The following is a 26,186-nucleotide window of genomic DNA, read 5'->3' as shown; positions in this document are numbered from 1 at the left end:
CGTGCAGCGCCAGGGCCTCGGTCAGCGTCGACTTACCGGCATCCGGGTGCGAGATCACCGCGAACGTCCGCCGACGCCCCGCCTCCCGGGCGACCTCGGTCGCCGACCTCTCCGAAGCCGTCGTCGTCACTGCGTCCTCCGTCGCTGGGTGTTACGTACTGGTGTGCTGTCGGGACCGCTGCTCGCGCAGCTTCCCGGCGAACTCCTCGGCCATCGCGAGCTGGTCGCGCAGGGTCTGGCAACGCGCGTCGATGGCCGCCTCGAAGGCGTCCAACCGCTCGCTCAGCGATGCCCGCTCCTCGGAGTCGGTGTCGGCCGCGTTCAGCCGGTCGAGCGCGGCCAGGAGTTCGCGGGTCTCCTCCAGGCTGAACTCCAGGGGCTTCATCCGCTTGATCAGGTTGAGGCGCTCCACGTCCGACTGGGTGTAGAGCCGGAACCCGCCGCGGGAACGTGCGGAGGGCTCGGCCAGGCCGACCTCGCCGTAGTAGCGGATCGTGCGCAGGGACAGGCCGGTGCGCTCGGCGACCTCACCGATCTGCATGTGGTCCGCTCCGGACATCGCGGCACCCCTTTTCGTCAACTCTACTCTAACGTTAGATTCAGTTAGGTGATGTCGGTCATGAATGCGCCACGTTAGCGCGCCCGTACGCCAGGAGGACTCCATGCCGCGTCAGATGACCTGCCCAAGCTGCGGGGAAGAGGACGATCTCACCGGCGAGCGCACCGAGTCGGGCATCCACATCAGCTGCGACGCCTGCGGTGCGCGCTGGCCCCGGGACACGCCCTACACCTGCGCGACCTGCCGGGGCGAGGACATCCACATGCGGCCCCAGGCGCTCACCCAGTACTCGCGAGGCACCCAGCTCTCCATCGTCTCGCTGCACTACATCCCACTGTGCGCCGACTGCGACGCCGACATGCTCGCCCGCGCCAACCGGCAAAAACCCGTACCCGGCCAGTACCAGTCCGCCGCCAGCCGCAGGCGCGAGGACGGGGAGGAGTCGGGCCACCTGATCCTGCCCCGTTGATCGCGATGTGGTTTCTACTCTCACGTGAGGGTAGAGTTACCCTCGCGAGTGGCAGCGGCCTCCCCTGTGCTCCGACCCTTCCCCCTCGTGGCGTGCGTACAGGGGAGTGCCGCCCCGCTCCAGACCCGCGACCCACGACGGAGCACCATGGCCCACTACCGCATCCTCCTCAAGGACGGTTCCCAGCGCACCCGGCAGGCGACCCGGACACGCACCGACGCCCACACCCTCTACCTGGAGGAACGCGCCGCCGGAACCTGGCGCGAGACCGCCGCCATACCGCTGGCGGACGTCGACACCCTGCACCGGCGCTTCACCGAGCACGACGGCTCCTGGACCTGGCTCAACGAGCCCCTGCCCGCGCCGGTCGGAGTGCGCGGCTGGCAGTGACGCCACGTTCGAGGACGGGCACCGCACCAGGAGGGTGAGCCGTTCGTCCCACGTGCCCGGCCCGGCCCTGCCTCCGCCGGGCCGGGCACTCACGCTTCCCGAGGGTCTTCCTCGGGGGCAGACCACAGGGCGGAAGCGGCCCCATTCCCATCGATCAGACGTCCGCCGCCCAGCCGATGCCGGCGCGCCCGGCCCCCGCCGAGGACGGGCGGTTCACGGGCTGCCCTGGCTGGACCGGCTGGACCGGCTGGACCGGCTGGACCGGCTGGACCGGCTGGACCGGCTGGACCGGCTGGACCGGCTGGACCGGCTGGAAGGACGACAGCGCATCAGCGCAGTCGCCCGCGCGCTTCACCGCGGGGACGAGAACAGGTCGGACTCCGGCCCCTCTGGAGGAACCGGAATGCGACGAAGGGCGTGCGCGGTGCTCGGCTCAGTCCATTGGCGCGGGGCGCGCTCGCGGTCCCGCCTCTGGGCCTGCTCGAAGAACGCGACGGGTGATCCCTGCCCATGCGTCCGCTGATCGCGGGACACGTTCGTGCGCCCGCCCGGCCAGGGATGGAGGGATGCGCCCGCGGGGGTGACTCCGTCCTTGGGCATAGGCGCCCGCCGCCCTACACCGAGCGTGGAACCTCCCGCAGGTGCGGCCAGAGGGTGCGCAGGTGCGCGTAGGTGCCCTCGGGAAGCAGTCCGAGGGTGTCGAGGACCTGCTCGGGTGCCCCGCGCTGGTCGGCGACGGCGATGATCTGCCTGCGGGTGAGTCCACCAGCGGTGAACGCTCCGTCCAGGTAGTCCGCGATCTCGGTTCGGGTGACCACCGTCTGTACCTCCAGGAGTCCGTGCGCGCGACGCACATGAGGGGGTGTGGTGGCACGGATACCGGCATGAAGTGGAGTCCTGTCCCGTGCCACCACGGGAAGGGTGGTGAGCGCAAGGAAGCAGGTCCACCCTTCGAGCCCAACTCTACCCTCTCGTAAGAGTAGGTTTACGCTCGGGGTCGATCCGCGAACCATCGGTGCGATCCCTCCACGCCGACCGGCAACCCCACGACGAACGCGACCCGCGCTCACCACAGTGATCCTCGCCGCGTTCACAACACCTTGGTTGGCACCTTGCGGACCAGCGCCCGGACGATGTCCAGCAGAACGGATTCCCGATCGCGGATGGCGGTGATCGAGCGGGCGATGCGCTCAGCCTCCTCCAGTAGAGTTCGGGCCCGTTGCGGATCGTGGTCCGCAACCGCGCCAGCGATCCTTCCCAGTGCCAGGGCCCTGTGGTACTCCAGCGGTCGGGACGCCTCCCCCTGGCGGGGGAAGAAAGTGGTGACGAACCGGTCGATGTGCTGCGTACGGATGGAGCGGGCGATGCGCTCGGCGCCGACCGGATCGAGCTCCGCCGCCACCCCGGCGACCTTCTCCAATGCCTCGGCCCGAAGGTAGGGATCGTTGACGAACCGGGCGATCCGCTCGGCCTCAGCGAGGTCGAGTCCCGCCATCACTTCCGCCAGGGATGCCCTCTCCTCCGCCTGGATGTCGGCGTCCTTGACGGAGCCGGTGACGCGCTGGGCTTCGAGGAGCAGAGACCGGGCGTGCTGCGGATCGATTTCCGCGACCACCCTCGCGAGCATCACCAGGTCCTCCGCCCGGCGGGGCGGGTGGGTGGTGGCCCGGGCCAGGTGTTCAGCCTCCTCCAGCAGGGCCCGGGCCTCCTCCGGATCGAACTCGACCACCACCCTTGCGACCGTTGCCAGATACCCGATTCGGTTGGAGCCGGGGATGGAGCGCGTGATGCGTTGGGCTTCTCGCAGCAGGGCCCGGGCGTGCTGAGGGTCGGTTCCCGCGACGGCCCCCGCGAGCCTCGCCAGAGGCCCCACCCTGTCGGTGGATCTGCTGAGGGAGCTGATGATGCGTTCGGCCTCGGCCGGATCGGCCACCGCGAGCACGCTGGCGACGTCCCCCAACGCCCAAGTTCGGTCGAAACCGGTGAGGGAGCGGGCGATGCGTTCGGCCTCGGCCGGATCGAGTCTGGCTAGTACTCTCGAGACCTCCGCCAGCGGCGTTCGGAAGATGTGATCAGTGGCGGAGCGGGTGGCGGTGCGGAAGAAGTGTTCGGCTTCGCCGAGCAGTGCCCGAGCCCGTTCCGGGGCCAGGGGGATGAGCGCTTCCGCGAGCTTCAGCAACGTTCTGACCCGGCGGTGGGGGTCGGTGATGGAACGGCATGCAATGCGTTCGATTTCGTCGAGCAATGCTCGGGTGCGCTTCGGGTCGTGTTCCACGAACGCCTCTGCGACCTCCGCCAACGCGTCTGCCCGGTCGTAGGGGTCGGTGATGGAGCGGGCCATGCGTTCGGCCTCGAACCAGTGGCGTGGCACGTCGCGGGCACCACCCCCGCCACCACTGTCATTGTCGCCGACAGCTGTGCCGAAGGCGTCCGGGACGCCGGAGGAGCGTACTGGCCACAGGGTCACGGCCAGGGCTCCCACAGCCACCGCCAGGGACGCGATGCCCGAGAGCTGGTTGAGCTCGTTGAGCCCCCACCCCAGAGCGGGGAAAAGGCGAGGGGTCGCCCAGACCCCCGCCAGCACCAGCGTGATCACGCCCAGAACCAGCACCCAGGCCGTTTTCTGTCCCATGGCACTGATTGTTCCCTGACCGCAGGGGTCCAGGTAGACCCTGTTCTACCGAATCCACGGCAAGCCGCGAAGTTCGGGAGAAGCCTTCACATCTGGAGATGTCGGAGGAGACAGAGGAACTCCTGGAGCAACTGAGAAAGTAGCGCAACGGTCGCAGAAAACGATGGTGTTTCTCAGCGAGTGCCATCTCCATGCGTTGTTGAGAACCAGGCAGCTCTGGCCTCGGGCAGTGACGCGGGCACCATTGCCAGGTTGGCGGCCGCCGCCAAGGTGCACCACGAGCAGACGCGGCGGTGCCTGTTGACCTGTTCAGCGAACAGGACCAGTGACGCCACCGCGTCGGCGACCGCCTTCCCTGCGAGCATCAGGGGGATCCACCTGCGATTCCGGGTCCGGTCGTCGTCACCCATCCCGGTCAGGACCAGGGTCAGGGCACTGCTGAGCAGGCCAAGGGCGGCGTCGGGCGTGGTGAGGACGCGGTAGGCCTCACCACTGGCGTCGACCCGGTCGGCGTCCAGACCTGGCAGCCTCGGTTCGGGAACCCGCCGCAGAAGCCCGAACTGGTAGAGAGCGACGACGGTGTACGCGCCGCTTGCCGTGAGCGCGAGGGCGGCGATACGCCGCCGGTCACGGACGAAAGGCGAAGCTCCCAGCCGCAGCGTGTCGCTCACCCGCTCTGCGGTCTTCGACGAGGAACGACCGATCCCGGGTGAGTGCGGGCGAAGCATGCCGGAGAGCGCCCGGTACGGCGTCCCGCGGCGTGATGTTGATCGCATGGAAGCGCCGCTACCCAGCGCACCGCCATGTATTCACAGGCTCACGCAAGCCTGAGCAGACGTTGACCGAACGCGGCGTCACCCTGAACCCGGTCGTAAACCGCGGCCCTCAGGTGGTGTCGTCGGTTGACTCGTAGGCCAGCGCGGTGGACAGCCCGAAGGCCAGGTGGGGCACGAGGTCGGAGAGCCTGGGTCACGTGGTCGTTCCTCTCCTCTGGGTGAACTGCCCGGCCATCGACGCACTGGCGGGACACGCGGGCGAACGCCGCGTCCCCGTGTGTTCCATGCCCGTCACGCCTCGTAGTGCACCCCGTTCGTGCCCGCGGCCGGGCGGGAGTGTCCGCCCGCTGACATATCGCGGCGCCGCCCCCCGCGAAAGGCACAGACTCGGACCACACGCGCCCGTGCGCGCGTCGGCGGCGAAGGGGTGGGGCACATGCGGGGGTCGAGGAGCGGGCTCACCATGCGCGGGGCATGCGCCGCGGCCGCCCTGGTACTGGCCGCCGTCGCCTGCGCGGCGCCGGCCGGGGACGCGGAGCGTTCGCCCTCGTCGTCGGCCGCGCCGGGCTCCGGCCCGGTGGAGGACGTCGTCTCGGCGCTGGACGACCCGGCCGATCCCGCGCTCCCCGAGCCGCTGGTGGACGTGGACCGCCTGGTCAGCGGCGGCCCGCCGCCCGACGGCATCCCCGCCCTCGACGAGCCCGGATTCGAGGACGCCTCCGACGTCGACTGGCTGGAGGACACCGAACCGGTCCTGGCGGTGTCAGTGGAAGGCGAGGACCGCGCCTATCCCGTACGGATCCTCATCTGGCACGAGATCGTCAACGACACCATCGGCGGCCGTCCGGTCGCGGTCACCTACTGCCCGCTGTGCGACTCGGCGCTGGCCTTCGACCGGAGGGTCGGTGACCGGGTGCTCGACTTCGGGGTCTCGGGGATGCTGTACAACTCCGACCTGGTCATGTTCGACCGCCAGACCCACTCCCTGTGGCCGCAGATCGAGGGCCGCGCCGTCGCCGGGACGCTCACCGGCACCGAACTGGAACGCGTCAGCGTCACGGTGCTCCCCTGGGAGCGGTGGCGGGCCGACCGCCCCGAGGGGGCCGTGCTCAGTCAGGACACCGGCCATGAGCGCGACTACGGACACAACCCCTACGTCGGCTACGACGATCCCGACAGCGAACCGTTCCTGCTCGACGAGGAAGCCGACCCGCGCCTGCCCGCCAAGACCCGCGTCATCGGCATCGGAACCGGAGCCGATGCGCTCGCCGTGCCCGTGGACGACGCACTGGAGCAGGGCGTGGTGTCCACCGAGGCCGACGAGGAGACCGTGACCGTGTGGGCACAGCCCGGCGCCGCGTCCGCGCTGGACGAGCCGGTGATCGCGCAGGGCCGCGAGACGGCGTCCACCGGCGTCTTCGTCCCCGTCCTGGACGGGGAGGAGCTCACCTTCGAACCGGACGGCGAGGGGTTCACCGACCACCAGACCGGAAGCCGCTGGAACATCTCCGGGCGCGCCGTGGACGGCGAACTGGCAGGCCGCGAACTCACCCCGGTCGACCATGTGGACACGTTCTGGTTCGCCTGGGTGGCCTTCACCCCCGACACCGAGATCCTGAGGTGACGATGCGAACGAACCCGAGGACGACCGCGGTGGCGGCGGCCCTGGCCGCGGCCCTGGGTCTGGCGGCCTGCTCCACCCCCGACGCGCAGCCGGAAGCCGGGGCCGACACGGGCACGACCGAGCAGGCCCAGGTACTCCCGACGTTCGAGGCCCCGACCCTGGACGGAGAGGAGTTCACCGCGTCGGCGCTGGAGGGCGAACCCGCAGTGCTCTGGTTCTGGGCACCCTGGTGCACCATCTGCCGGAGCGAGGCGAGCAGTGTCACCGAGGCCGCCGAACGCCACGACGGGCAGGTGGAGTTCATCGGAGTGGCCGGGCGGGGCGAGGTGGCGGACATGCGCGCCTTCACCGACGACACCGGAACCGACCACCTGACGCACATCGTGGACGAGGACGGCCGGATCTGGTCGGACTTCGGCGTCGTGAGCCAGCCCGCGTTCGCCTTCGTCCGCCCCGACGGCACGTTCGAGACCGTGGCGGGCACCCTGTCCGACGAGGATCTGGACGCCCGCGTGGACGACACCCTCCCCGTGGGCCCCGACGAGACCCCATGAGTCAGCTCCCGTACGCGATCGCACTGGTAGCGGGCATGCTGGCCGCCCTCAACCCGTGCGGGTTCGCCATGCTCCCCGGCTACCTGGCGCTGCTGGTCGCCTCCGGAGACGACGACGCGGCTGGCGCCACCGCTGTCGCATCCTGGCGGCCCCTGGCCCGTGCCCTGGCCACCACGGCCGCGATGACGGCCGGGTTCACCGCCGTGTTCGTCGCCTTTGGGTTACTGGTCGTGCCGCTCGCCCTTTCGCTGGAGCGCCACCTACCCTGGGCGACCGTCGTGATCGGAGCGGCCCTCGTGGTCCTGGGGGCGTGGTTGCTGGCCGGGCGCAAGGTGGGCTTCCTACTGCCCCGGCCGTCCCCGGGCCGTCCCGTGCGCTCGCTGCGCTGGGCCGCGGCCTACGGCGTCACGTACGCGGTCGCGTCCCTGTCCTGCACGATCGGGCCCTTCCTGGCCCTGACCACCAGCGCGCTGCGGTCCACCAGCCCGCTGGGGATGCTCGGGGTTTTCGTGGTCTACGCGGCGGGGATGGGACTGGTGATAGGCACGCTGACCGTGGCCGTCGCCCTGGCCCGGGACTCGGTCGCCCACCGGTTGCGCCGGGCTCTGCCCTACGTGACCAGGGCTGGCGGAGCGCTCTTGGTTCTGGCCGGGGCGTACGTCGCCTACTACGGATGGTTCGAACTGCGAGTGCTGTCGGGCGCGGCCGACACCGACCCGGTGGTGGACACCGCGGTGCGCTGGCAGGCCGAACTCGCCCGCCTGCTCCAGCAGGTCGGAGCGGGACGGGTCGCACTCGCCCTGGCCGCCCTGACCACGATCAGCACGGTCGTGGTCCTGGTCCGGCGCCGGCGCACCGGCGCGGGCGAGCGGTCGACCGACCGCCTCCCGGAGAGGTGAGCGGGCACGCGGACCACGCGGGAGCGCACGTGGTCTCGCACGACCAGCACGGGGGTACGACGATGACCAGCACCGCGATCGAGGACCACGCCCTGCTCTCCGACCGGCACGGCGCCGCCCTGGTCACCCGGTCGGGAACCGTCGACTGGCTCTGCCTGCCCCGGTTCGACTCGCCCTCGGTGTTCGGCTCACTGCTCGACGACGACGCGGGCCACTGGTCGCTTCTCCCGGACGCACCGGCCCGCTCCCGGCGCCGCTACCTGGACGGCACCCTGGTCCTGCGCACCGAGCACACCTGCGCCGAGGGAACGCTGGTGGTGACCGACGCCCTGGCCACCGGCCCCGCGCGCGACCCCCACCGCCTGGGCGCCCAGGCACCACACGTCCTGGTCAGGGCGGTCGCCTGTACCGAGGGCCGGGTACGCGTGCGGACGTCCTTCCAGCCCCGTCCCGAGTACGGGGTGGTGGTGCCCCTGGTGTCCGCCGTCGACGGCGGGGTGCGATGCGACGGCGGACCCCTCACCCTCGCCCTGTCGAGCCCCGTACCGCCCGACGTCACACCGGCCGGCGCGGAGTGCGCGCTCGACCTGACCGCCGGACAGGAGCGGTACTTCGCCCTGCAGTGGTCCTCCATGTCCAGGAGCGGGCCCGGTGTGTGGAGTCAGCGCGAACTCGCCGACCTGCTCCAGGACACCGTGGAGGCCTGGCGCGAGTGGTCGCGGGCCCACGAGGGCTACACGGGACCCTGGCGCGACCTCGTCTCCCTGTCGGGACGCGTCCTGCAGGGCCTGTCCTACCAGCTGACCGGCGCGATCGTCGCCGCCCCCACGACGTCGCTGCCCGAGGAGCGCGGCGGCGAACGCAACTGGGACTACCGCTACGCGTGGGTCCGCGACGCCGCCCTCACCATGGACGCCCTGTGGGTCGCCGCCTGCCCCGACGAGGCCGACGAGTTCTTCTCCTTCATGACCGGCGCCGCGGCCACCGGACGGGCCGACGCCCCTCTGCAGATCATGTACGGCGTCGGCGGTGAGCACGACCTGACCGAGCGCGAGCTGCCCCACCTCGGAGGCTGGTTCGGCAGCCGGCCGGTGCGCGTGGGCAACGCCGCCTGGGACCAGCACCAGCTCGACGTGTACGGCGAACTGCTCTCCACCGCCGCCAGGTTCGCCGACCAGGTCAGCGGCGCGGATCCGCAGCTGCGCGCGTTCCTGGTGCGCCTGGCCGACACCGCGGCCCGGGTGTGGCGCTCACCGGACCACGGGATCTGGGAGGTACGCGGTCGGCCACGGCACTTCCTGCACTCCAAGCTGATGTGCTGGGTGGCGCTGGACCGCGCGGTCGGCATGGCCGAGCACCTCGGGGCCGACGAGGAACGGGTCCGTGCCTGGGAGCAGGACCGGGAGCGGATCCGGGCAGCGATCCTGGAACAGGGGTGGAACGAACGGGTGGGAGCCTTCACGCAGTCCTTCGGCGACTCCGCTCTGGACGCCGCGGCGCTGATGCTGCCCATCACCGGCTTCCTGCCCGGCGACGACCCCCGGGTGACCGCGACCATCGACGCGGTCGCCGAGCATCTGACCGGCGACAGCGGGCTGGTCCGCCGCTACGACACGGCCGACGGGGTGGACGGGCTGTCCGGGCAGGAGGGGGACTTCGTGCTGTGCACGTTCTGGCTCGCCCAGGCACAGGCGCTCGCGGGCCGGACCGGCCGGGCCAGGGCCACCTTCGAGCGCGCCGCAGCCCGCGCCAACGACCTCGGCCTGTTGGCGGAGCAGGTCGAGGCCGGCACGGGCCGGATGCTCGGCAACTTCCCCCAGGCCCTCAGTCATATCGGACTGGTCAGCGCCGCGTGGACCATCGCCGAGCGCGAAGCGCCGCACGGACAGGCGGTGCGGCACTGACGACGCCCCTCCCGTGGCCTCCGCATGAGGAGCCGAGTCGAGGCGTCCGTACAGGCGGGTACACATCAGCAGGATCGGCAGCTTTACCGCTGTGACGTCCCCGGATCCGGTAGCTTCGGTCCCACGGGGGACTTCCGCGCTCGCGATCGACGGGTCCGCAGGCCCGACACGACGAGGGGCGATCCGCATGCACTTCGACCAGTCATCGGCGATGGACCGCGCACTGCGGCTCCTGGGTGGCGCACGCGTGGACCCGCGCCTCCAACAGGCCGCCTGGGTGGCCCGTTGTGTGGGGCGAGGCAGCTCCGCGCCGCTCACCAGCCACGACGTCACAGCTCTGGCCTCCACACTGCGTCGGCGCACCCTGCCCCGGTCAGGAGTGGTGTTCGGCGCGGGCAACGGCGGCTCAGGAGTGTGGATCGTACGGTCCGGACAGGTCGAGCTGTCGGCCGGGTCAGGTTCGGGACGTGTCGTCGTGCAGATCCTCAAGCCCGGAGACGTCGACGGTGACATCCCGCTGCTGCTGGGCATGCCCATGCCCTACACCGGCCACGCCCTGGAGGACGTCGAACTGCTGGAACTGGGCCCGGAGGAGTTCGAGCGGCTGCTGGCGTCCCACCCGGCCATCGCCCGGCGCTGGCTCTCCAGCGTGGCCGAACGCCTCAACACCAGCCACATGCGCATACTCGGCCTGCTCGGCAAGTCCCTGGCCCAGCAGACGGCGCAGCTGCTGCTGGACGAGTCCGACGCGGACGTCGTCGCCCTCCCCCAGCGCACCCTGGCGGCCATGCTGGGCGTACGCCGACCGTCTTTGAACAAGGTGCTGAAGGAGTTCGAGAGGGCGGGGCTCGTCCGGGTCCGCTACGCCGCGATCGACCTGCTCGACCGTTCGGCCCTGTCCTCGCGCACCTGAGGACGGCTCGTCACTAGAAGCGGTGAGCCGGGCAGGTGCCGTGCGCGGTCCTGAGCTGGAAGACGACAAGGTCCTTGGGATCGCACGGGTAGCGGGGCGATCAGTCGCAGAAGTCCTCACCTGAGAAGAGGCCCAGGCCGGGCCGGTCCAGAACGAGGACCATGCCGCGGCGCAGGCGTAGGTAGCCTCGATCGGAAAGGCGGCCCAGAGCCTCGGTGGTGCGCTCTCGGGTCGTGCCAGTGAGCCGGGCCAGCTGTTCGTGGGTCAGACGGACCGCGATCGGACGGTGTCCGGGCGCCGCATGGTCCACGAGCGTGCACAACGTCGCCGCGGTGCGCTCGACCACGCTCTTGCACACGGTGTCGGTCAGACGCCGTTCCACGTCGGCGATCCGGGCTCCGAGCTGTTCGATGACGCGTACGGCCACACGGTGATCGCCCAGCACCAGGCGGTGGACGTCGTCGGCACCCATCACACACAGCTGCCCATCGTCGACGGCCTCGCACCAGGTGTCGCCCATGCGCAACCCCAACACGGCCAGGTGCCCGAAGACCGAGCCCGGCCCCGCGATCGCGGTGGTCACCGTTCTCCCGTCCTCAAGGACGCGGAACAGCCGTACTCGCCCCCGCTTGACGACGTAGAGGGCCTCCGACCGCTCATGCGGTGCGCGCACGACCTGTCCCGCGTGTAGTGATCGAGGAGGAATCCGTGCACTCATCCGCGCCATCTCCACCCGGTCCAGGTCCTGGAACAAGGCGCTCTCGGACAGGCACCAGTGATCCGTCGCCACGGTGCCGTGCACGATCGGGGGTTCTGGCACAGGGGCGTCGTTCACGTCGGGGACCTCGTTCGGTGGTACGCAAGCCCTGTTCACGGCAGTGAGGTGAGTGCCGGGGCGGACTGAGTCCGGGGCAGCTGATCACAGCCGTGCGGCCGTCGGTGGTGCCATGTCATCCGTCTGACACTCTCCCCCGGTCGACCGCGGACAGAGAACACACCGGTGTGGAGGAAGGCGGGTGCCCCGACGGTGGCCGATGCCCTCGGGTTCTGCGCTTGCTCTGGTGGCCGGGGGCCGGATGCCCGCCGTCCTCGCACGCCGGACACTCCAGCGGCACCCGCGACCGCGGCTTGTGTGCCCCCGGGTACAGACGCGGTCCACGGCAGGCCGCTTCGCTGTGAGATGACAGCTACGCGGGGCCGCTGGGCCCCCGACTTCGGAGGTATCTCATGTCGACCATCACCCGAACGCCGGCGCCCCTGATCACTCGCGTGTGGCGAGGAGCCATCGCCGGCATCGGTGGCGGAATCGTGTTCGGAATACTCATGGCCATGATGGGGATGCTGCCCATGATCGCCATGATGGTCGGCAGCGAAAGCGCCGTGGTGGGCATGGCGGTGCATCTGGTCATCTCCGCCGGGGTCGGACTGGGTTTCGGCGTGCTGGCCGGCCCTCTCACCGCTCGCTTGGGGATGCTTCTGGGAGCGGGAGCGGTCTACGGAATGGTGTGGTGGGTACTGGGCCCCCTGGTACTCATGCCCGCGATGATGGGGATGCCGCTGTTCACCGTGGACCAGACGGCGATGATGAGCCTGATGGGCCATGTCATCTACGGTCTGGCCACGGCAGGGGCGTTCTACGCGCTCAGCCGCAGCGACACCTGATCGGGGCACGGCCACCGCGTGGGTACGCCGCTTCGGGTTGAGCTGACGGCTCTCCTGCGCTGGAACTCACCGAGCACGTGTGCGTACTCCTGCCGCCGCCCTCGGAGAGCGGCTCCGCGCGTTGGGGCCCGGCGCCCGGTGGTCGGCTGGGGACGGGGCTTCTCAACACCGGCGGAAAGGGGGCACCTGGTGTACGTCAGGATCGATCCGGCCCATCATGGGAGGGTGGACATCGAGCTTCTGTACTTCTCCGGGTGCCCCAATTGGCGGGTGGCCCAGGAGCGCCTGAGCGAAGCCCTCAAGCTCACTGGGCACGCTGAACAGCCGATCACCCTGGTCGAAGTGGACACCGACGAGCGAGCACGCCAGTTGCGTTTCCCCGGCTCACCGACGATCCGCCTCGACGGCCGGGATGCTCTTCCCACACCTGAACAGACGTACGGCATGAGCTGCCGAGTCTATGCGAGCCCAGGTGGCCTCAGCGGCGCTCCGAGCCTTGAGCAGCTCGTGCGGCTCCTCACCGACGTCCCCTGAGCCGTCATCGTGTCCGTCGTGGTGCGGTCACGCATGCCACCGGTCGCGCGGTCTCGGGTGAGAGCGCGGGCCGCGATGGCCGACTCCACGACCGTGGCCGGATGGAATCCGCGGGCCCGGGGCACGTCGACCATGCGGCCCCGGGCGAAGGAGGCCGCCGCCGCTCCCGCGACCGGTAGCACCCACGTTGCCACCAGTGCTGCCCGCCAGCGGGGATCGGTCTCATGGCGGAGAGCGAAGGGGATCCAGAATGCGGCGTCGGCCAGCGCGTCGGCGTAGGCGCCGAAGGAGGAGGACAGCCCGCGGCGCCGGGCCAACCGGCCGTCGAACAGGTCGGTGGCTAGTGCGAGAGGACCGGTCCACGCACCGTCGGCCACGGCGGGCAGGTTGGCGCGCAGCAGCGTCAGGGCGTCGGCCGCGCAGAGCCGGTCGCGTTCCTCCAACAGGCCCAGGTGCGTCACGCTCAGACCCCAGCACACGATCACCCGTACCCGGCCCCGCCCCGACGCAGCGCAGAGGAAGGCGATGTGCAGGACCGTCAACTCGGTGGCTGCCCGGGGCCGCGCGACGGCGGCTTTCCAGGACAGAGCGGCGGCCTGCCTGGTGAAATCCCACCAGCCACCGAACGTCCACTCCCGACGGCGCAGGTCACTCAGGAGTTCGTTGGTGCGCCGACGGCTCGTGCCGTCGGAGGAGACCATGGGACGCATGATCGGGAGCCTACCGAGACGCCGCACAACCGACACCCACAGTGTGTCAGCGCGCCGACACTCCCCTGGGCAGTGCGTTTCGCGGTAGCCAGGATGGCCATGGACGACCACGGCACGGTGAAGGGACGCCCGATGGCTGAGAGCGAAGGCGGCGAAGCGGTCTTCTACTGGAGGCCCGGCTGCCCGTTCTGCCATGTCCTGGACGCAGGACTGCGGCGCGCCGGAGTTGAGGTGACCAGGGTCGATATCTGGGCCGACCCCCGCGCGGCCGCCGAGGTGCGTTCCATCACCGGCGGCGACGAGACCGTGCCCACGGTCGTGGTCGGCGGCTCAGCGATGGTGAATCCGTCGACCAGCCAGGTGGTGGCGGCGGTCCGCGAACACGCCCCGCACCTCCTACGGGCGACGGAAGAGACCAGCGGTGGTGACCGGGGCGGCTCACGGTCGTGGCTCGCCCGGCTCCTGGGTGGATGAGCCCGACCGGGCCGCCATGCGAGCAGCGGCGGCCCGGTCGACGCAGGAGACGAGAAGTCCCGTTCGATGAGGCGGGACCCGCGGACGAGTCGAGAGGAGCGCACGATGACCGAGACGGCCGACGTCGTGGTGATCGGAATGGGACCCGGGGGCGAGGCACTCGCCGGACGGCTGGCGGGAGCCGGTCTTGACGTGGTGGGAGTGGAGTCCGCGCTGGTCGGCGGCGAGTGCCCCTACTGGGGGTGCATTCCCAGCAAGATGATGGTGCGCGCGGCCGACGCGCTCGCCGAGACACGGCGTGTTCCTCTCCTGGCGGGGTCCTCGACCGCCGAGCCCGACTACGCGCCCGTGGCCCGGCGGATCCGCGAGGAGGCCACCACGGACTGGGACGACACCATCGCGGTCGAGCGCTTCACCGACCAGGGTGGACGGTTCGTCCGCGGGACCGGACGCCTGGTCTCCACCGACACGGTCGCCGTACGCACCGACGACGACACGGAGAGGATCCTGAGCGCCCGCGTGGGCGTGGTGCTCGCGACGGGGACCGCGCCGAGCGCGCCACCCATCCCGGGACTGGACGCCGTTCCGTACTGGACCAACCGCGAGGCCGTCAGCGCCGAGCACGCACCTGCCTCCCTCTGTGTCATCGGGGGCGGTGCGATCGGACTGGAACTGGCCCAGGCCTTCGCCCGTTTCGGCACACGGGTCACGGTCCTGGAGGCGTTCGAGCGGCTGCTGGGGCCCGAGGAACCCGAAGCGAGCGACGTGATCGCCGGTGTACTGCGCGGGGAGGGGCTGGACGTGCGCACCGGAGCGCAGATCACCGCGGTCGACCACAGCACGCGGGGATTCACCGTCCACACCAAGGGCGGTTCGGTGGAGGCGGAGCGGCTCCTGGTCGCCACGGGCCGCCGAGCCGAACTGCGGTCCCTGGGCGTGGCGGAGATCGGTCTCGATCCCGAGGCCGGCGCGATCGAGGTGGACGAGCGGATGCGCGCCGCCCCGGGCGTGTGGGCGCTGGGAGACGTCACCGGCAAGGGCGCCTTCACCCACGTGTCCGTCCACCAGGCGAACATCGCCGCCCAGGACATCCTCACGCGCGGGAAAGGACCCACGGCGGAGTACCACGCGGTGCCCCGGGTGACCTTCACCGATCCCGAGGTCGGGTCGGTGGGACTGACCGAGGCCCGGGCGCGCGAACAGGACCTGCGGGTGCGCACCGGGACCGCGCGGCTGCCCTCGTCTGCTCGGGGCTGGATCCACAAGGCAGGCAACGAGGGGCTCGTCAAACTCGTGGAGGACACGGACACGGACGCGGGCGTGCTCGTGGGCGCGACCGCCGTCGGCCCGTCCGGTGGAGAGGTCCTGGGCATGCTGGCCCTGGCCGTGCACGAACGCGTCCCGGTGACGCGGCTGCGCTCGATGATCTACGCCTACCCGACCTTCCACCGGGCCGTCGAGGACGCTCTGAACGACCTGGCCGAGTCGTCCGCGGAATGACGCTCGGCCCCGACGTGGTCAAGGCGGCCGGACCGGACCGCCGGTCACTCCGCACGCCATCCCCCAGCTGATGTGACGTGGAAACTGACGACAGGAAGGACTCACCATGCCGAGAATTCCGGTGCACACGATCGAGGACGCGCCCGAGGCGGCCCGGGAGGGTTTGAGCGACCTCGCGGCGAAGATGGGCAAGGTGCTCAACATCCACGGGGAGATGGCGCACGCACCCGTCGTGCTGGCGGCCTACCGGGGCATGCAGGCCGCCATCGCCGAGCACGGCACGTTCGACGCGCGTACCCGCGAGGCGATCGCCCTGGCGGTCGGAGCCGTGGACGAATGCGACTACTGCCAGTCCGCGCACACCGTCGCCGCGCGCGCCGCAGGATGGAGCGAGGCGGAGACGATCGACATCCGCAGAGGCGGCCTGGACACCGATCCGGAACTGGAGGCGCTGCTGTCGGTGGTCCGCGAGATCACCGGTCAGCGTGGCGAGGTCGACGACAAGACCTGGCAGGCCGCTCGGGACGCCGGGTGGAGCGAGGTGGAGCTGGCCGAGGTGTTCACCCACGTCGCAGTGAACCTCTACACCAACTACTTCAACCACTACGCGCGCACCGAACTCGACCTCCCCCAGGCGCCCGCGCTGCACTGAGGGGCCGACGTGGTCGGCCATCGCAGGTGTGTTCAGGGGTCCAGTGCACCGCGGGACAACCAGTGGGAAGAGTGTCACGTGGCTGACACGCGAGTGTGACCGGGACCGCCACCGTGTTTGGGTCGGGCCAAGGAAACCATCAGGGTCCGGCTCGAACCCGGCGGACCGATGCCGACGCGGAGCCGGCTCCCGCTGTTGGAGGTGGAACGGTATGTCCACGATCGCACACGCCCGATCCCACGCACTCACCCATGCCTGGCGGGGCGCCGCCGCGGGGCTCGTGGGCGGGGTCGTCTTCGGCATCCTCATGGCCATGACCGGGATGCTTCCCATGGTGGCCATGCTGGTCGGGGCGGAGAGCGCCGTCGTCGGAGCAGTGGTCCACCTGGCGATCTCGGCCGCACTCGGGCTCGGCTTCGGAGTCCTGACCGGGGCCTTCGCCGACCGCCCGGGGCTGCTCCTCGCAGCCGGCCTGTCCTACGGACTCGTGTGGTGGGTGCTGGGCGGCCTCGTCCTGATGCCCGCCGCTCTCGGAATGCCCCTGTTCCCGATGAACCAGACGGCGCTGATGAGTCTCATGGGCCACGTCGTCTACGGCCTGGTCACCGCCTTGGCGCTGTACGGCCTGAGCCGACGCGAAGCCTAGGACCGCGTTCGACCCCGGAGACGAATCGAGGCGGCCACGGTCACCGGCTCATCGGTGCCGTGCCGCCTGTACGAAGTCGCCAATGCGGCGAGCACGAACTGAGAGTCGTCACCTGCACCGGACCAGCCCCGTACCAGGGCGTACCACAACGGTCCAAGCGCCGCGTGGATGGGCGAACGTGCCTCGCAAATACGTACAAGGCCGAGAGCTCCGAGGAATGGGTCGCCCAGTGTGCGGTCAGGCTCGTACCAGGGCGGACCACACACCGGGCGGCACGCTGAGCCCGCGCTCTCAGCCGCACGAGCGAAAGGCCTCGTCCATTCTCACCTCCTATTCATGGCCCTCGTTGGCTGACCTTTCCATGATGACGCGTGCCCACCGGCGTGATTTGCCGAAGCGTTCAGCGAGCGCCGCACCAACCACATCAACATCTCGTAGCACCCCACCAGAGCCACGGCGGGCCAGGCCGCGACGATGGAGCCGACCAATCCGTTCCTCCACCCATGGGCGACGTTCGCCGCCAGTGTGGCGGTGATTCCCACCCACAGCAGGAGCCAGACCAGCCACGGAGCCTTGATACCCACTCGGGCCGAATGCAGGATCACCATCGAAGCGGCGTATACCAGACCGTCGATGGTCAAGGGGATCATGATCGCCGTGATACCGCTCTCGCCGTACTCGGTCACCCCCTCGTAGGCATGTCGGTACGAAACGATCGCCGCGATGACCGCGACCCCGCAGACGACGACCTTGGTCGTCCCCCTGATGAATCGATCGGTGGTGTGCTCCGCAGTGCTGTCATGTGCTTCCAGGAGCCACCTCACCTTCCTTACTCAGAAGAGCTAAGGGAGGCGGGCCGGGCATTCGTGACAGCGGCGGTCGCCTGGTGGAAGGATGCGGGGACGCGCGGCACGTGCGGAAGGCCCTGGGGCTCGACCTGAGACTCCAGGGCAACGCCGGTAACCGGCCAGTCCGTCGGCTTCGGGCAAGCCCGTGGGCAGGGCCGCCCACCGTGATCGTGTTACCTCGTGGGCGCCTCGACCGCCATGGAATGATGACCGTTCCCCGGACCTCGCCAGGTTACTCAGATCCACTCCCATCGCCTTCTTGGCGCGTGTACGGATGGACGTACCGTTCCCGGCCGAACGGAGCGAACCAGGAGTCGACCGCAGTATCGAGAAGCGCTACTCCCAGCCCACTGGGTTCGTCCTCATACAGCCATTCGTGGTCCAAGTCCTCAAAGACTCCGCCGGCGAAGAAGTCCAGAGCGGAGGAGGCACGATCGTCGAGCAACCCGTACAGGTCGAGGGTGACACGGGCCTGGTCCAACAGGAGCCTCAGAGCGAGTTCTTCGGCGACACAGCTCAGCATCGGCGACCCCCCGCTGGTGAATCGCGCAGTCATCGCGATGGACGCCACGAGGAAACGACGCACGAACGAGGTGTCGTACTGATGGGCGAACCGCTCTGGCAGAGTGTCCAGAACCCGGAACACGCCTTCGAAATCATCGACGGTCGTGCGATTCTTCGTGAGTGTATGGAGATCCAGGAAGAGTTCGTCCACCAGCAGGTCGATGGCGTAGACGAGCGCCCCCGCGGCAAGTTCGGCACCCTCGACGGCGGCAGAGGGATCATCGTCATCACAACCGAACGACTCTGGTCCGAACACCGTGAGCGCAGGCGCCAGCGCTTGAATCCTGCCCCGCATCTGCTCTGTTTCCTCGGCCGTTGGACCCTGCGGTCGGGGGACGAGAAGAGGCCTCGCGAGTTCCGCCCTGCGGGCCTCGACATCGGCAGGAGGAGCATCGGGACCCTCCGCGGCGGCGAGGCTCTTTTGAGCGAAGAGGGGATGAAGCTGAACTTCGCACTCGTCGATCGTCCACTCGGAAAGCAGTTCCGAGTGTCCCAACAGCTCCAAGCAGAGTTCGTGGACCGACGCCTCCGCGAACTCCAAGGCTGGAGCGTCAACGAAGACCTTTAGAATCGCGCCTCCGGGGTAGACGGCCACGACGAAGTCGTCCAGTGGGACGTTCATTCCGTCCGGGCCTTCGATGCCCTCGACGGAACGAAGACCGTTCTGCAGGAGCGCGACCGCACCCTCTTGCTGGAGAGGGTCCAGAACGGAGGTGCCCTCCGAGATCTTCAAGTGGGCTGAAACCACGTATCTCATCGGTTCATCGTGCCCGATCCCCACGGAGTTCAGCCTGAGAATCACACAGAAAGAACATCGCTGAACCGACCTCTACGCCCCTACCTGCCTCGATGGCGAGCACCAGCTAGTGTGACCCTCAACACATCACCGGCCTTACCGTTCCACCCGGCAGCCGAAGGACGGGTCAGCACACCTCGGCAGGCCCCACCTCACGGATGAGCCCCTCGAACGATCCGCCCCGCCGACCTCGCCAAGCACCACGAAGCGCCTCATCGATGACTGTGGACGCTGTGCGACCCGGCCACGAACTGGCCGATCAGCCGGCCAGGCTCCTTCTCCTCACTCGCATTGAATAGCTACCGCCTCCACTCCCCCAGCCGCCAGTCGTCGCGATATCCCAGCCCTGCTGGTCACGCATCTGCTTGGCGAAGGCCTTGAGGCTGCGAATGGAGCACCCGCAGTCCAACCAGACCTCAATACTGACGTAGGACGCGTTCGGCTTTTCCTCATAGGGCGAAATCGACCAACGCACCTGATGGTCGTGGTCAGCCAATCCAGTCCGCTTCTCGTCGTGGACGAGACCGAAGGCAGCTGCGTACTGATCGAGATCGTCAATAGCGAAGAGATGGCTGGACCATTGCCCCGGCCAGACCGCGTAAAGGCGGGATTCACCACGCTTGGCACGCTCATAGGCCGCATGCCCGTTCCCCCAGGAGACCTCCCCACCGCCACCCACCTCGATATAGCACATAGTACTCAAGGTGTACGGAAATTCCTCTTTCAAATCCCCTGCGCTGCGCGGGTTATTCACTCGACCCCCTGCACCTTGACTGGCTCTCAAGTCTTTGTTCTCACAGATGAGGAACATCATAAAGGGAGGCCCGGAGAAACAATAGAGCACTACGTCATCGACCTGCCACCGGCGCGGTCGCCCGCGAGTGAGAGGGCCGAGCAGGCCGGTGGCGGCCGCCGACCAGGCGCCGATCGCTTGGCCGATGAACTGGTGACGAACCAAGGCGGGCCGCAGAACCTGCCGAGTGAGGGGCGGCCGGCCGGCTGATGTCGTGCTTCAGCCCGCTTCGCGCTTCTTCTTGTCCCACCGGGCCTTCGCCATCTGCCGGGCCTTCGCCGATCGCAGTGACTTCACGGCCGCGGCCCGCTGTTGGGGGGTCATCTGCCCCTGCGGGTCGACCGAGGCTTCGAGCGCACGCTGTGCGGCCTCGCGGGCGGGGCGCGTGGCCGCCGAACGGTCGATGGTGGTGGCCCAGCGCCAGTGGGCGGCAATCTTCGCGTTCACAACACGGGATTTGGGGTCAGAGGCGGCCAAGGTGCATCTCCTCCGGGGAGGCGTGCGGGATGGCGTCCATCAAGGAGCGATCGGGGCGATCGCGTCGCCCCGCGGACGCCCCAACCATCGCTGAATGATGGCTGAGCCGTCACTCAGCCATCATCCGGCGTGCGCGGGTGTACTCGCAGGTGCTCGGGCGTACTACTCGGCCGCGCGCCCGGAGGACACGTCGTCCGAGGTGGCGACGCCGATCGGGCAGGTGGCGCCGGTGCCGCCGATCCCGCAGTAGCCGTTCGGGTTCTTGGCATCGGACAGGTACTGCTGGTGGTAGTCCTCGGCGAAGTAGAAGGCCGTCAGCGGCGCGATCTCCGTGGTGATCGGGCCGTGGCCCGACCGGGTCAGGGCCGGCTGGAAGGCGTCGCGCGTGGCCTCGGCGGCGGCGCGCTGGGCGTCGTCGTGGTAGTAGACCGCCGACCGGTACTGCGTACCGACGTCGTTGCCCTGGCGCATCCCCTGAGTGGGGTCGTGGCCCTCCCAGAAGACCTTGAGGATCTCGGGGTAGGTGATGCGGGCCGGGTCGAAGACCACGCGGACCACCTCGGTGTGGCCGGTCAGGCCGGAGCACACCTCCTCGTAGGTGGGGTTGGGGGTGAACCCGCCCGCGTAGCCCACTGCGGTCGTGATGATGCCGCGGTCGGCGCCCAGGCGCCAGAAGGTGCGTTCGGCCCCCCAGAAGCAGCCCATCGCCACGTCGGCGATCTCGCTGCCCTCCGGGTAGGGCGGTGTGAGCGGAGTGCCCAGAACGGTGTGCTCGGCGTGCACCGGCATCGGGGTGTCCCGGCCGGGCAGGGCACGTGCTGGATCGACCATGGTCGCTTTTCTCCCGAACATGTGTCCAGCGTATCCGCGGGCGCAAGAACGGGGGAGACACGCCGTCCGATTCGTCCTACCATTTGACCGTGCCGCAACCGAACCACGGCGTCGCCCTCGGGGCGGGCGCCTTCCTCCTGTGGGGCCTCGCCGCCCTGTACTGGCCCTTCCTCTCCGCCGCCGAACCCGCCGAGATCCTCGCCCACCGCATGGTCTGGTCCCTGCTCGCCATGTGCGTGTTCCTCCTGGTCGCGGGGCGGGGGTGGGCGTGGCTGCCCGCCGTGGTCCGCAGCCCCCGGCGCTTCCTGCCGATCGCCGCGGCCGCCGCCCTGATCTCCCTCAACTGGTGGGGGTTCATCTACTCGGTCTCGATCTCGCAGACCCTGCAGGCCTCGCTCGCCTACTTCATCAACCCGCTCATGTCGGTCTGCCTGGGCATGGTGTTCTTCTCCGAGCGCCTGCGGACCGCCCAGTGGGTCGCGGTCGGCCTGGGGGCCCTGGCGGTGGTCGTGATGACCGTCGCCTACGGGTCCGCGCCCTGGCTCTCCCTGCTGATGGCCTCATCCTTCGCCGCCTACGGCGCGGTGAAGAAGTACGTGGACCTGGACGGGATGCGCAGTCTCACCGTCGAGACACTCATCATGTTCCTGCCGGCGCTGGGGTTCGTCCTCTACCTGGAGGTCAGCGGCGCCGGGACGATGTTCTCCGTCTCGCCCGGCCACACGGCCCTGCTGGTCGGCAGCGGCTTCGTGACCGCAGTGCCGCTGCTGCTGTTCGGGATGGCGGCCCAGCGCGTCCCGCTGAGCATCATCGGCATCCTCCAGTACATCGCGCCGACGATGATCTTCCTCATCGGCTGGCTCGTCCAGGGCGAGGAGATGCCGCCGAGCCGCTGGATCGGCTTCGCCATCGTGTGGTCGGCCCTGTGCGTGTTCGCCTTCGACCAGATCCGCGGCGCCCGGTCCCGGGCGTCCGCCCGGCGGACGGAACAGGCGGCGCAGGAGCACGGCGCGAACGAGGCCTGACCGGTTTCCCCGTCCGCGCGAACTGAAACTACCCTCAGTGACATTGTGCTAACGTTTGGTCGAGCGCGGGGACGTGTCCCCGTTCCGACCTGGCACCCGCCGCGGAGGGCCCATCCATGCAGCGCACCAGCCGAACGCCACGCGCCACGCGCGTCGCCTCGGCCCCGTGCTCGGGAACGCCCTCCCCGCTGCCCTCGCTGCTCTGGCTCGGCCTCCTGGTCGGGGCCGCACTGGCCGCACTGTGGCTGCTGGGCGGCGCACCGGCGCACGCCGACTCCGGCCGCGGCGCCGCCGGCGCGCTCTCCGCGTCCGGCCCGGACGGAGCGGCCCCGCTGGGCGGTGTCGTTCCCGGCGAGGTCGCCGAACCCGTCTCCTCCACCCTGGGGACCGTCCACCAGCGCCTCCAGTCCGATCCCGACCGGCGCCCCGAGCCCGGCGGTGCCCTGACCGGCGCGGCCCGGCCGGTCGCCGACGTCGGCGCCGAGGTGATCGGGGCCGTCGGTGAGGCCGACGAGGCCCTGCCCGGCACCGACGACCTCGCGGCCGTGCCCGTCCTGCCCCTCGACGAGCCCCACCGCCCCGGCGGGAACGCCGGCACCACCGGATCCGGCGACGCCGGGCGCGGGGCCGACCCCGCGGACAGCCCGTCGGCACCGGACGACGGTGGATCCGACCGCGCCGAGGCCGCCGACGCCCCCGCCGAGCGCCCCGCCGCTCCCGCCGACTCCATCGTGCTCTCCGCGGCCCCGGCCGACCACGCTCCGGCCGCCGGCACCGGCGACGGCCGCCAGGACGCCGACCCCGCGCCGCTCCCGCAGGAGCCGCCGGTCGGGCAGTCCGCCGCCGCGTCCGCCGCCACCACCGGCTCCTCCCCCGCGCCGACCCCCGGCATCGCCGGGTACCTCAGCAGCGCGCCCCTGACTGCGCCCGGCTCCGACGCGCTCCGCCCGGCCCCGCGCCACCACCGCGTGGCGCCCGCCGCGGGCACGGACGACCCCACGGTCTCGCCCGACTAGGACGCCCGGAGGACGCCGGAGGGACGCCACCCGCGCCCGCCGCCCTCCCCGGACCCGTCCCAGCCGCGGCCCCGCCGCACCCCGTTCTGGGAGCTGACCTGAGCCCCGTGCCCAGCACTCACGTGGCTCATGTCAGCCGGAGGTCCTCGACTCCCCGGCTTCGGCCTACCGCGTTCCGCGCGCAGGCCGCCCCGATATCCACGAACCTTCTGGAAGGACACCCATGACGCAGGCCAAGCGCACCTCCGCCCGGGCCGTACTCCTCGCTGCCGGAGCGGCCGGATTCGTCGCCCTCGGCGCCGGAGTCTCGACCGCCGACACGATGCCCACCCCGATGCACGAGGTCGCCCCCACCGTCGAGCGGGCCCTCGTCGAGGGCGTCGCCCCCACCATGCACAGCCTCGCCCCCGGCGGTGTCGGGCCGATCGCGAACAGCGCCCTGACCGAGCTCCAGGAGTCGGCGACCCCCGCCAAGCCCGCCCCCGACCTGGCCGCTCCCCTGCCCGACGGCCGCCCCGTGGCCACGCCCCTGGGCGAGGTCCCCAACCCCACCGGTGACCTGGCGGACGCCGTCGGCCGGACCCAGTCCGGCACCGGGCTGGACGGCGTCACCCAGGAGACCGTCGGCCACCGGGCCGGCGACGCCGTGGAGCGGACCTCCCAGGAGGCCGGGGCCGTCCTCGGGTCCATGACCGAGGGCACCGGCACCTCCATGGGCGAGAGCACCGAGGAGGCCGGCTCCGTGGTGGACGCCATGGGCCACGGCACGGGCGCGTCCGTGGAGGAGACGGCCAACGACCTGCTGCCGCACACCGTCGAGGCGACCAAGGCGCTGCCCTCGGAGCTCGAACTGGACCAGGCCACCGGGGCGGTCCGGCTGCCCGACACCGCCGAGGCGCCCGGCCTGGACGGGCTCACCGACCTGACCGGCGACAACTCGCTCGCCCTCAGCGACACCGCGGACCTGGGGAACGCCCTGGCGCCCCTGGGCTCGACCTCCCAGGTCGTGCCGCAGAGCGCGGGCAAGCCCGTCACCCCGAACATGTGGGACCTCGCGCACGTGTTCGGCGTCGAGACCCCCGACCGGGTGCAGGACGTCGTCGAGTCCAACCGGCTGACCGACGACAACTACGTGGACGTCGGCATCGACGACGCGCTCGGCATGGTCGGCAACCGCAACCTGGAGGACGGCCAGACCCTGCCGCAGGCCGCTCCCTCCGCCCCCGCCACCCCCGGGGTGGCCGACCTGACGGGTGCCCTCGGCGAGGGCCTCGGCTCCCTGGACACCGCCGAGCCCGTGGGGCTCGACGGCCCCCTGGCCGGCACCGAGCTGCCGCGGGTGGCCGAGGGCGCCGAGGCCGAGACCGCCGAGGACCTGGTGTCGGGCCTGAGCCAGGGCACGGACCTGCTGAGCCAGATCGACACCAGCGACCTGGTCTCGGTGGAGGGCGGCTCGCCCGAGCAGCCCCCGGCCGAGGGCGTGACGCACCACCCCACCTTCACCGAGCTGCCCGGCTCCGAGGCGCTGCCGGTCGTCAGCTGACCTCCCGCACGGCCACGGCGCCGCCCCGTTCGCACCACGGGGCGGCGCCGTCCGCGTTCCCGCCCCGCCGCCCGCGTCCCCCGTCCCCCGGGTGCCTTCACGCGGGGGCCCCGCCCCGCCCGCCGCGGGGCGCCTGCGCCCGGGATTCCCACCACGCCGCCCGCCGCGGGGCGCCCCCGTACAGGGCCCGCACACGCGAGGACCCCGCCGCCCGGAACGGGTGGTGGCGGGGTCCTCGCGTCGAGCGCGGTCCGGGCTCAGCCGGAGCGTTCGACCACGTAGTCGCACAGGGCCTCGAACGCGACCCGCGCGCGCCCCTCGGGCAGGGTCGCCAGTTCGGCGCGGGCCCGGTCGGCCCAGCCGCGCAGGGTCGCGTCGGCCTCGGCCATCGCCGGGTGCACCCGCAGCAGGGCCAGCGCCTCCTCGGCCTCGTCCTCGTCCAGCTCCCGGCCCAGCAGCGACTTCAACCGCTCGTCGGCGGGGTCGGTCGAGCGCAGGGCGTAGAACATCGGCAGGGTGAGCACGCCCTCGCGCAGGTCCGTGCCCTGGTTCTTGCCCGACTCGGACGTCTTGCCCGCCACGTCCAGGATGTCGTCGGCGAGCTGGAAGGCCATGCCCAGCGCGTCGCAGGCGCGGGTCACCGTGCCCACCGTCTCCGGGTCGACCTTGCCGAACATCCCGCCGAACTCGGCGGAGGAGGCGATGAGCGACGCGGTCTTGTCGCTGATCACCCGCAGGTAGTGGTCGAGGGGGTCGGTGCCCTCCGGCGGGCCGGAGGTCTCCAGGATCTGGCCCTGGACGAGCCGGCCGAACGTGACGGCCTGCAGCCGGACCGCCTCGGTGCCCAGGTCGGCGAGCAGTTCCGAGGCGCGGGCGAAGACGTAGTCACCGGTGAGGATGGCGACGCTGTTGCCCCACCGCTGGTTGGCGCTGGGTTCGCCGCGGCGCAGGTCCGCCTCGTCCATGACGTCGTCGTGGTAGAGCGTCGCGACGTGGGTCAGCTCCACCACTGCCGCCGCCGGGATGAGGTCGGGCACCGTCGGGTCGCCGAAGTGCCCCGCCAACAGCACGAGCGTGGCGCGGAACCGCTTGCCCCCGGCCGCGAGCAGGTGCGAGGCGGCCTCGGTGAGGAGGGGGTCGGAGGAGGACACCGACTCCCTCAGGAGATCCTCGACCTTCTCCAGGTCGTCCTGGATCTCCCGGGCGAGGCTCGGGTCGACTCTCGGCAGAGCGAGAAACCCGCTCGGGACAGCACCGCTCACCGTAAAGCTCCACCTGTCGAACGGGCGCGCGGCCGACCCTCGCAACGAGGGCCAACCGCACGCTCAGCACATGAACATGATCCGACTTGCCACGGTATCCGACCCGGATTGAACCTCCAAAGCCACACCCGGG

At 70.5% G+C, this 26,186-nt stretch carries 28 protein-coding genes; 15 read left to right on the top strand and 13 right to left on the bottom strand.

The features are described from left to right. Nucleotides 1–151: 151 nt before the first annotated feature. Entirely contained in the window at nucleotides 152–559 is a 408-nt protein-coding gene (locus ADL05_RS12280; RefSeq protein ID WP_053617048.1) for a MerR family transcriptional regulator, read from the bottom strand. A gap of 103 nt (nucleotides 560–662) precedes the next feature. Between ADL05_RS12280 and ADL05_RS12275 the strand changes: the two genes are divergently transcribed. Together ADL05_RS12275 and ADL05_RS12270 are read left to right on the top strand one after the other, a co-directional pair. Next, entirely contained in the window at nucleotides 663–1,028 is a 366-nt protein-coding gene (locus ADL05_RS12275) for a hypothetical protein (protein WP_053617047.1), read from the top strand. A 147-nt stretch (nucleotides 1,029–1,175) separates the two neighbouring features. Continuing rightward, complete coding sequence (locus ADL05_RS12270) at nucleotides 1,176–1,418, top strand: hypothetical protein (protein ID WP_053617046.1); 243 nt, start codon at nucleotides 1,176–1,178, stop codon at nucleotides 1,416–1,418. 154 nt (nucleotides 1,419–1,572) lie between these two features. Here ADL05_RS12270 and ADL05_RS31110 read toward each other — a convergent pair whose 3' ends face one another. The 4 genes from ADL05_RS31110 to ADL05_RS12250 all read right to left on the bottom strand — a co-directional run bounded on the left by ADL05_RS31110 (nucleotide 1,573) and on the right by ADL05_RS12250 (nucleotide 4,721). Beyond that, a complete protein-coding gene (locus tag ADL05_RS31110) occupies nucleotides 1,573–1,773 on the bottom strand; it encodes a hypothetical protein (RefSeq protein ID WP_053617045.1) in 201 nt (66 codons plus the stop codon). A gap of 259 nt (nucleotides 1,774–2,032) precedes the next feature. Further along, nucleotides 2,033–2,236: a DUF2795 domain-containing protein gene (locus ADL05_RS31745; RefSeq protein WP_053617044.1), complete on the bottom strand. Its 204-nt coding sequence runs from the start codon at nucleotides 2,234–2,236 to the stop codon at nucleotides 2,033–2,035. Nucleotides 2,237–2,508: 272 nt separating this feature from the next. Continuing rightward, nucleotides 2,509–4,050 (bottom strand): hypothetical protein, encoded by a 1,542-nt coding sequence (locus tag ADL05_RS12255; RefSeq protein ID WP_053617043.1) that lies wholly within the window; start codon nucleotides 4,048–4,050, stop codon nucleotides 2,509–2,511. 173 nt (nucleotides 4,051–4,223) lie between these two features. Next, nucleotides 4,224–4,721, bottom strand: coding sequence for a vitamin K epoxide reductase family protein (locus ADL05_RS12250; RefSeq protein ID WP_053617042.1), 498 nt, complete (start codon nucleotides 4,719–4,721; stop codon nucleotides 4,224–4,226). A gap of 568 nt (nucleotides 4,722–5,289) precedes the next feature. Here ADL05_RS12250 and ADL05_RS12245 point away from each other — a divergent pair. The 5 genes from ADL05_RS12245 (at nucleotide 5,290) to ADL05_RS12225 (ending at nucleotide 10,720) form a co-directional block, all read left to right on the top strand. Further along, nucleotides 5,290–6,450 (top strand): DUF3179 domain-containing protein, encoded by a 1,161-nt coding sequence (locus tag ADL05_RS12245; protein WP_082376322.1) that lies wholly within the window; start codon nucleotides 5,290–5,292, stop codon nucleotides 6,448–6,450. A gap of 2 nt (nucleotides 6,451–6,452) precedes the next feature. Then, complete coding sequence (locus tag ADL05_RS12240; protein ID WP_053617040.1) at nucleotides 6,453–7,004, top strand: redoxin domain-containing protein; 552 nt, start codon at nucleotides 6,453–6,455, stop codon at nucleotides 7,002–7,004. Then, nucleotides 7,001–7,903, top strand: a complete 903-nt coding sequence (locus ADL05_RS12235) for a cytochrome c biogenesis CcdA family protein (protein ID WP_053617039.1) — start codon at nucleotides 7,001–7,003, stop codon at nucleotides 7,901–7,903. The genes ADL05_RS12240 and ADL05_RS12235 overlap by 4 nt, the downstream gene beginning before the upstream one ends. Then, a complete protein-coding gene (locus tag ADL05_RS12230; protein ID WP_197285772.1) occupies nucleotides 7,900–9,807 on the top strand; it encodes a glycoside hydrolase family 15 protein in 1,908 nt (635 codons plus the stop codon). Before ADL05_RS12235 ends, ADL05_RS12230 begins: the two co-directional genes overlap by 4 nt. A 187-nt stretch (nucleotides 9,808–9,994) precedes the next feature. Further along, on the top strand, nucleotides 9,995–10,720 hold the full coding sequence (locus ADL05_RS12225) for a Crp/Fnr family transcriptional regulator (protein ID WP_053617038.1): 726 nt from the start codon (nucleotides 9,995–9,997) through the stop codon (nucleotides 10,718–10,720). 100 nt (nucleotides 10,721–10,820) lie between these two features. On the opposite strand, the gene ADL05_RS12220 is transcribed toward ADL05_RS12225, so the two are convergent. Continuing rightward, on the bottom strand, nucleotides 10,821–11,555 hold the full coding sequence (locus ADL05_RS12220; protein ID WP_231640714.1) for a Crp/Fnr family transcriptional regulator: 735 nt from the start codon (nucleotides 11,553–11,555) through the stop codon (nucleotides 10,821–10,823). A 392-nt stretch (nucleotides 11,556–11,947) separates the two neighbouring features. On the opposite strand from ADL05_RS12220, the gene ADL05_RS12215 reads away from it, so the two are divergent. Then, nucleotides 11,948–12,382: a hypothetical protein gene (locus ADL05_RS12215; RefSeq protein ID WP_053617037.1), complete on the top strand. Its 435-nt coding sequence runs from the start codon at nucleotides 11,948–11,950 to the stop codon at nucleotides 12,380–12,382. A gap of 458 nt (nucleotides 12,383–12,840) precedes the next feature. Here the strand turns inward: ADL05_RS12215 and ADL05_RS12210 are convergent, their stop codons facing one another. After that, on the bottom strand, nucleotides 12,841–13,626 hold the full coding sequence (locus ADL05_RS12210; protein ID WP_197285771.1) for a CDP-alcohol phosphatidyltransferase family protein: 786 nt from the start codon (nucleotides 13,624–13,626) through the stop codon (nucleotides 12,841–12,843). 132 nt (nucleotides 13,627–13,758) lie between these two features. Between ADL05_RS12210 and ADL05_RS12205 the strand changes: the two genes are divergently transcribed. From ADL05_RS12205 to ADL05_RS12190, 4 genes are all read left to right on the top strand, one after another. Continuing rightward, nucleotides 13,759–14,100 carry a glutaredoxin domain-containing protein gene (locus tag ADL05_RS12205; protein ID WP_053617058.1) on the top strand — a complete coding sequence of 114 codons (342 nt, stop codon included), beginning with the start codon at nucleotides 13,759–13,761 and terminating at the stop codon, nucleotides 14,098–14,100. Between the two features lie 105 nt (nucleotides 14,101–14,205). Then, nucleotides 14,206–15,600 carry an NAD(P)/FAD-dependent oxidoreductase gene (locus ADL05_RS12200; RefSeq protein WP_053617035.1) on the top strand — a complete coding sequence of 465 codons (1,395 nt, stop codon included), beginning with the start codon at nucleotides 14,206–14,208 and terminating at the stop codon, nucleotides 15,598–15,600. 106 nt (nucleotides 15,601–15,706) lie between these two features. Next, on the top strand, nucleotides 15,707–16,252 hold the full coding sequence (locus ADL05_RS12195; protein WP_053617034.1) for a carboxymuconolactone decarboxylase family protein: 546 nt from the start codon (nucleotides 15,707–15,709) through the stop codon (nucleotides 16,250–16,252). A gap of 211 nt (nucleotides 16,253–16,463) precedes the next feature. Next, entirely contained in the window at nucleotides 16,464–16,898 is a 435-nt protein-coding gene (locus ADL05_RS12190) for a hypothetical protein (protein WP_053617033.1), read from the top strand. A 323-nt stretch (nucleotides 16,899–17,221) separates the two neighbouring features. Here ADL05_RS12190 and ADL05_RS12185 read toward each other — a convergent pair whose 3' ends face one another. The 5 genes from ADL05_RS12185 to msrA all read right to left on the bottom strand — a co-directional run bounded on the left by ADL05_RS12185 (nucleotide 17,222) and on the right by msrA (nucleotide 21,228). Further along, nucleotides 17,222–17,722, bottom strand: coding sequence for a DUF2637 domain-containing protein (locus tag ADL05_RS12185; RefSeq protein WP_231640713.1), 501 nt, complete (start codon nucleotides 17,720–17,722; stop codon nucleotides 17,222–17,224). A 256-nt stretch (nucleotides 17,723–17,978) separates the two neighbouring features. Beyond that, nucleotides 17,979–19,112: a hypothetical protein gene (locus ADL05_RS12180; RefSeq protein WP_231640712.1), complete on the bottom strand. Its 1,134-nt coding sequence runs from the start codon at nucleotides 19,110–19,112 to the stop codon at nucleotides 17,979–17,981. Between the two features lie 253 nt (nucleotides 19,113–19,365). Then, entirely contained in the window at nucleotides 19,366–19,800 is a 435-nt protein-coding gene (locus tag ADL05_RS12175) for a hypothetical protein (protein WP_082376320.1), read from the bottom strand. 318 nt (nucleotides 19,801–20,118) lie between these two features. Beyond that, nucleotides 20,119–20,376, bottom strand: coding sequence for a hypothetical protein (locus tag ADL05_RS12170; RefSeq protein ID WP_156365817.1), 258 nt, complete (start codon nucleotides 20,374–20,376; stop codon nucleotides 20,119–20,121). A gap of 162 nt (nucleotides 20,377–20,538) precedes the next feature. Next, the gene (gene msrA, locus ADL05_RS12165; RefSeq protein WP_082376319.1) at nucleotides 20,539–21,228 is read right to left on the bottom strand and encodes a peptide-methionine (S)-S-oxide reductase MsrA; all 690 of its coding nucleotides are present in this window, start codon (nucleotides 21,226–21,228) and stop codon (nucleotides 20,539–20,541) included. Between the two features lie 68 nt (nucleotides 21,229–21,296). On the opposite strand from msrA, the gene rarD reads away from it, so the two are divergent. From rarD to ADL05_RS12150, 3 genes are all read left to right on the top strand, one after another. Next, a complete protein-coding gene (gene rarD, locus ADL05_RS12160) occupies nucleotides 21,297–22,232 on the top strand; it encodes an EamA family transporter RarD (RefSeq protein WP_053617057.1) in 936 nt (311 codons plus the stop codon). A gap of 116 nt (nucleotides 22,233–22,348) precedes the next feature. Beyond that, on the top strand, nucleotides 22,349–23,248 hold the full coding sequence (locus ADL05_RS12155) for a hypothetical protein (RefSeq protein ID WP_053617028.1): 900 nt from the start codon (nucleotides 22,349–22,351) through the stop codon (nucleotides 23,246–23,248). 223 nt (nucleotides 23,249–23,471) lie between these two features. Continuing rightward, nucleotides 23,472–24,791, top strand: a complete 1,320-nt coding sequence (locus ADL05_RS12150) for a hypothetical protein (RefSeq protein ID WP_053617027.1) — start codon at nucleotides 23,472–23,474, stop codon at nucleotides 24,789–24,791. A 257-nt stretch (nucleotides 24,792–25,048) separates the two neighbouring features. On the opposite strand, the gene ADL05_RS12145 is transcribed toward ADL05_RS12150, so the two are convergent. Beyond that, nucleotides 25,049–26,053 carry a polyprenyl synthetase family protein gene (locus ADL05_RS12145; protein ID WP_053617026.1) on the bottom strand — a complete coding sequence of 335 codons (1,005 nt, stop codon included), beginning with the start codon at nucleotides 26,051–26,053 and terminating at the stop codon, nucleotides 25,049–25,051. Between the last annotated feature and the right edge of the window lie 133 nt (nucleotides 26,054–26,186).

This window comes from Nocardiopsis sp. NRRL B-16309, assembly GCF_001279585.1.
In the GTDB taxonomy this organism is placed as follows: Bacteria; Actinomycetota; Actinomycetes; order Streptosporangiales; family Streptosporangiaceae; genus Nocardiopsis.
Note: the sequence above shows the minus strand (reverse complement) of the source record. Positions and strands in the feature narration are given on the sequence as shown.

Bases quoted from the DNA above. Each gene is read 5' to 3' on its own strand.
- ADL05_RS12280 (WP_053617048.1), bottom strand. From the start codon at position 559: ATGTCCGGAGCGGACCACATGCAGATCGGTGAGGTCGCCGAGCGCACC.
- ADL05_RS12275 (WP_053617047.1), top strand. From the start codon at position 663: ATGCCGCGTCAGATGACCTGCCCAAGCTGCGGGGAAGAGGACGATCTC.
- ADL05_RS12270 (WP_053617046.1), top strand. From the start codon at position 1,176: ATGGCCCACTACCGCATCCTCCTCAAGGACGGTTCCCAGCGCACCCGG.
- ADL05_RS12255 (WP_053617043.1), bottom strand. From the start codon at position 4,050: ATGGGACAGAAAACGGCCTGGGTGCTGGTTCTGGGCGTGATCACGCTG.
- ADL05_RS12245 (WP_082376322.1), top strand. From the start codon at position 5,290: ATGCGCGGGGCATGCGCCGCGGCCGCCCTGGTACTGGCCGCCGTCGCC.
- ADL05_RS12240 (WP_053617040.1), top strand. From the start codon at position 6,453: ATGCGAACGAACCCGAGGACGACCGCGGTGGCGGCGGCCCTGGCCGCG.
- ADL05_RS12235 (WP_053617039.1), top strand. From the start codon at position 7,001: ATGAGTCAGCTCCCGTACGCGATCGCACTGGTAGCGGGCATGCTGGCC.
- ADL05_RS12225 (WP_053617038.1), top strand. From the start codon at position 9,995: ATGCACTTCGACCAGTCATCGGCGATGGACCGCGCACTGCGGCTCCTG.
- ADL05_RS12215 (WP_053617037.1), top strand. From the start codon at position 11,948: ATGTCGACCATCACCCGAACGCCGGCGCCCCTGATCACTCGCGTGTGG.
- ADL05_RS12210 (WP_197285771.1), bottom strand. From the start codon at position 13,626: ATGCGTCCCATGGTCTCCTCCGACGGCACGAGCCGTCGGCGCACCAAC.
- ADL05_RS12205 (WP_053617058.1), top strand. From the start codon at position 13,759: ATGGCTGAGAGCGAAGGCGGCGAAGCGGTCTTCTACTGGAGGCCCGGC.
- ADL05_RS12200 (WP_053617035.1), top strand. From the start codon at position 14,206: ATGACCGAGACGGCCGACGTCGTGGTGATCGGAATGGGACCCGGGGGC.
- ADL05_RS12195 (WP_053617034.1), top strand. From the start codon at position 15,707: ATGCCGAGAATTCCGGTGCACACGATCGAGGACGCGCCCGAGGCGGCC.
- ADL05_RS12190 (WP_053617033.1), top strand. From the start codon at position 16,464: ATGTCCACGATCGCACACGCCCGATCCCACGCACTCACCCATGCCTGG.
- ADL05_RS12175 (WP_082376320.1), bottom strand. From the start codon at position 19,800: ATGTGCTATATCGAGGTGGGTGGCGGTGGGGAGGTCTCCTGGGGGAAC.
- msrA (WP_082376319.1), bottom strand. From the start codon at position 21,228: ATGTTCGGGAGAAAAGCGACCATGGTCGATCCAGCACGTGCCCTGCCC.
- ADL05_RS12155 (WP_053617028.1), top strand. From the start codon at position 22,349: ATGCAGCGCACCAGCCGAACGCCACGCGCCACGCGCGTCGCCTCGGCC.
- ADL05_RS12150 (WP_053617027.1), top strand. From the start codon at position 23,472: ATGACGCAGGCCAAGCGCACCTCCGCCCGGGCCGTACTCCTCGCTGCC.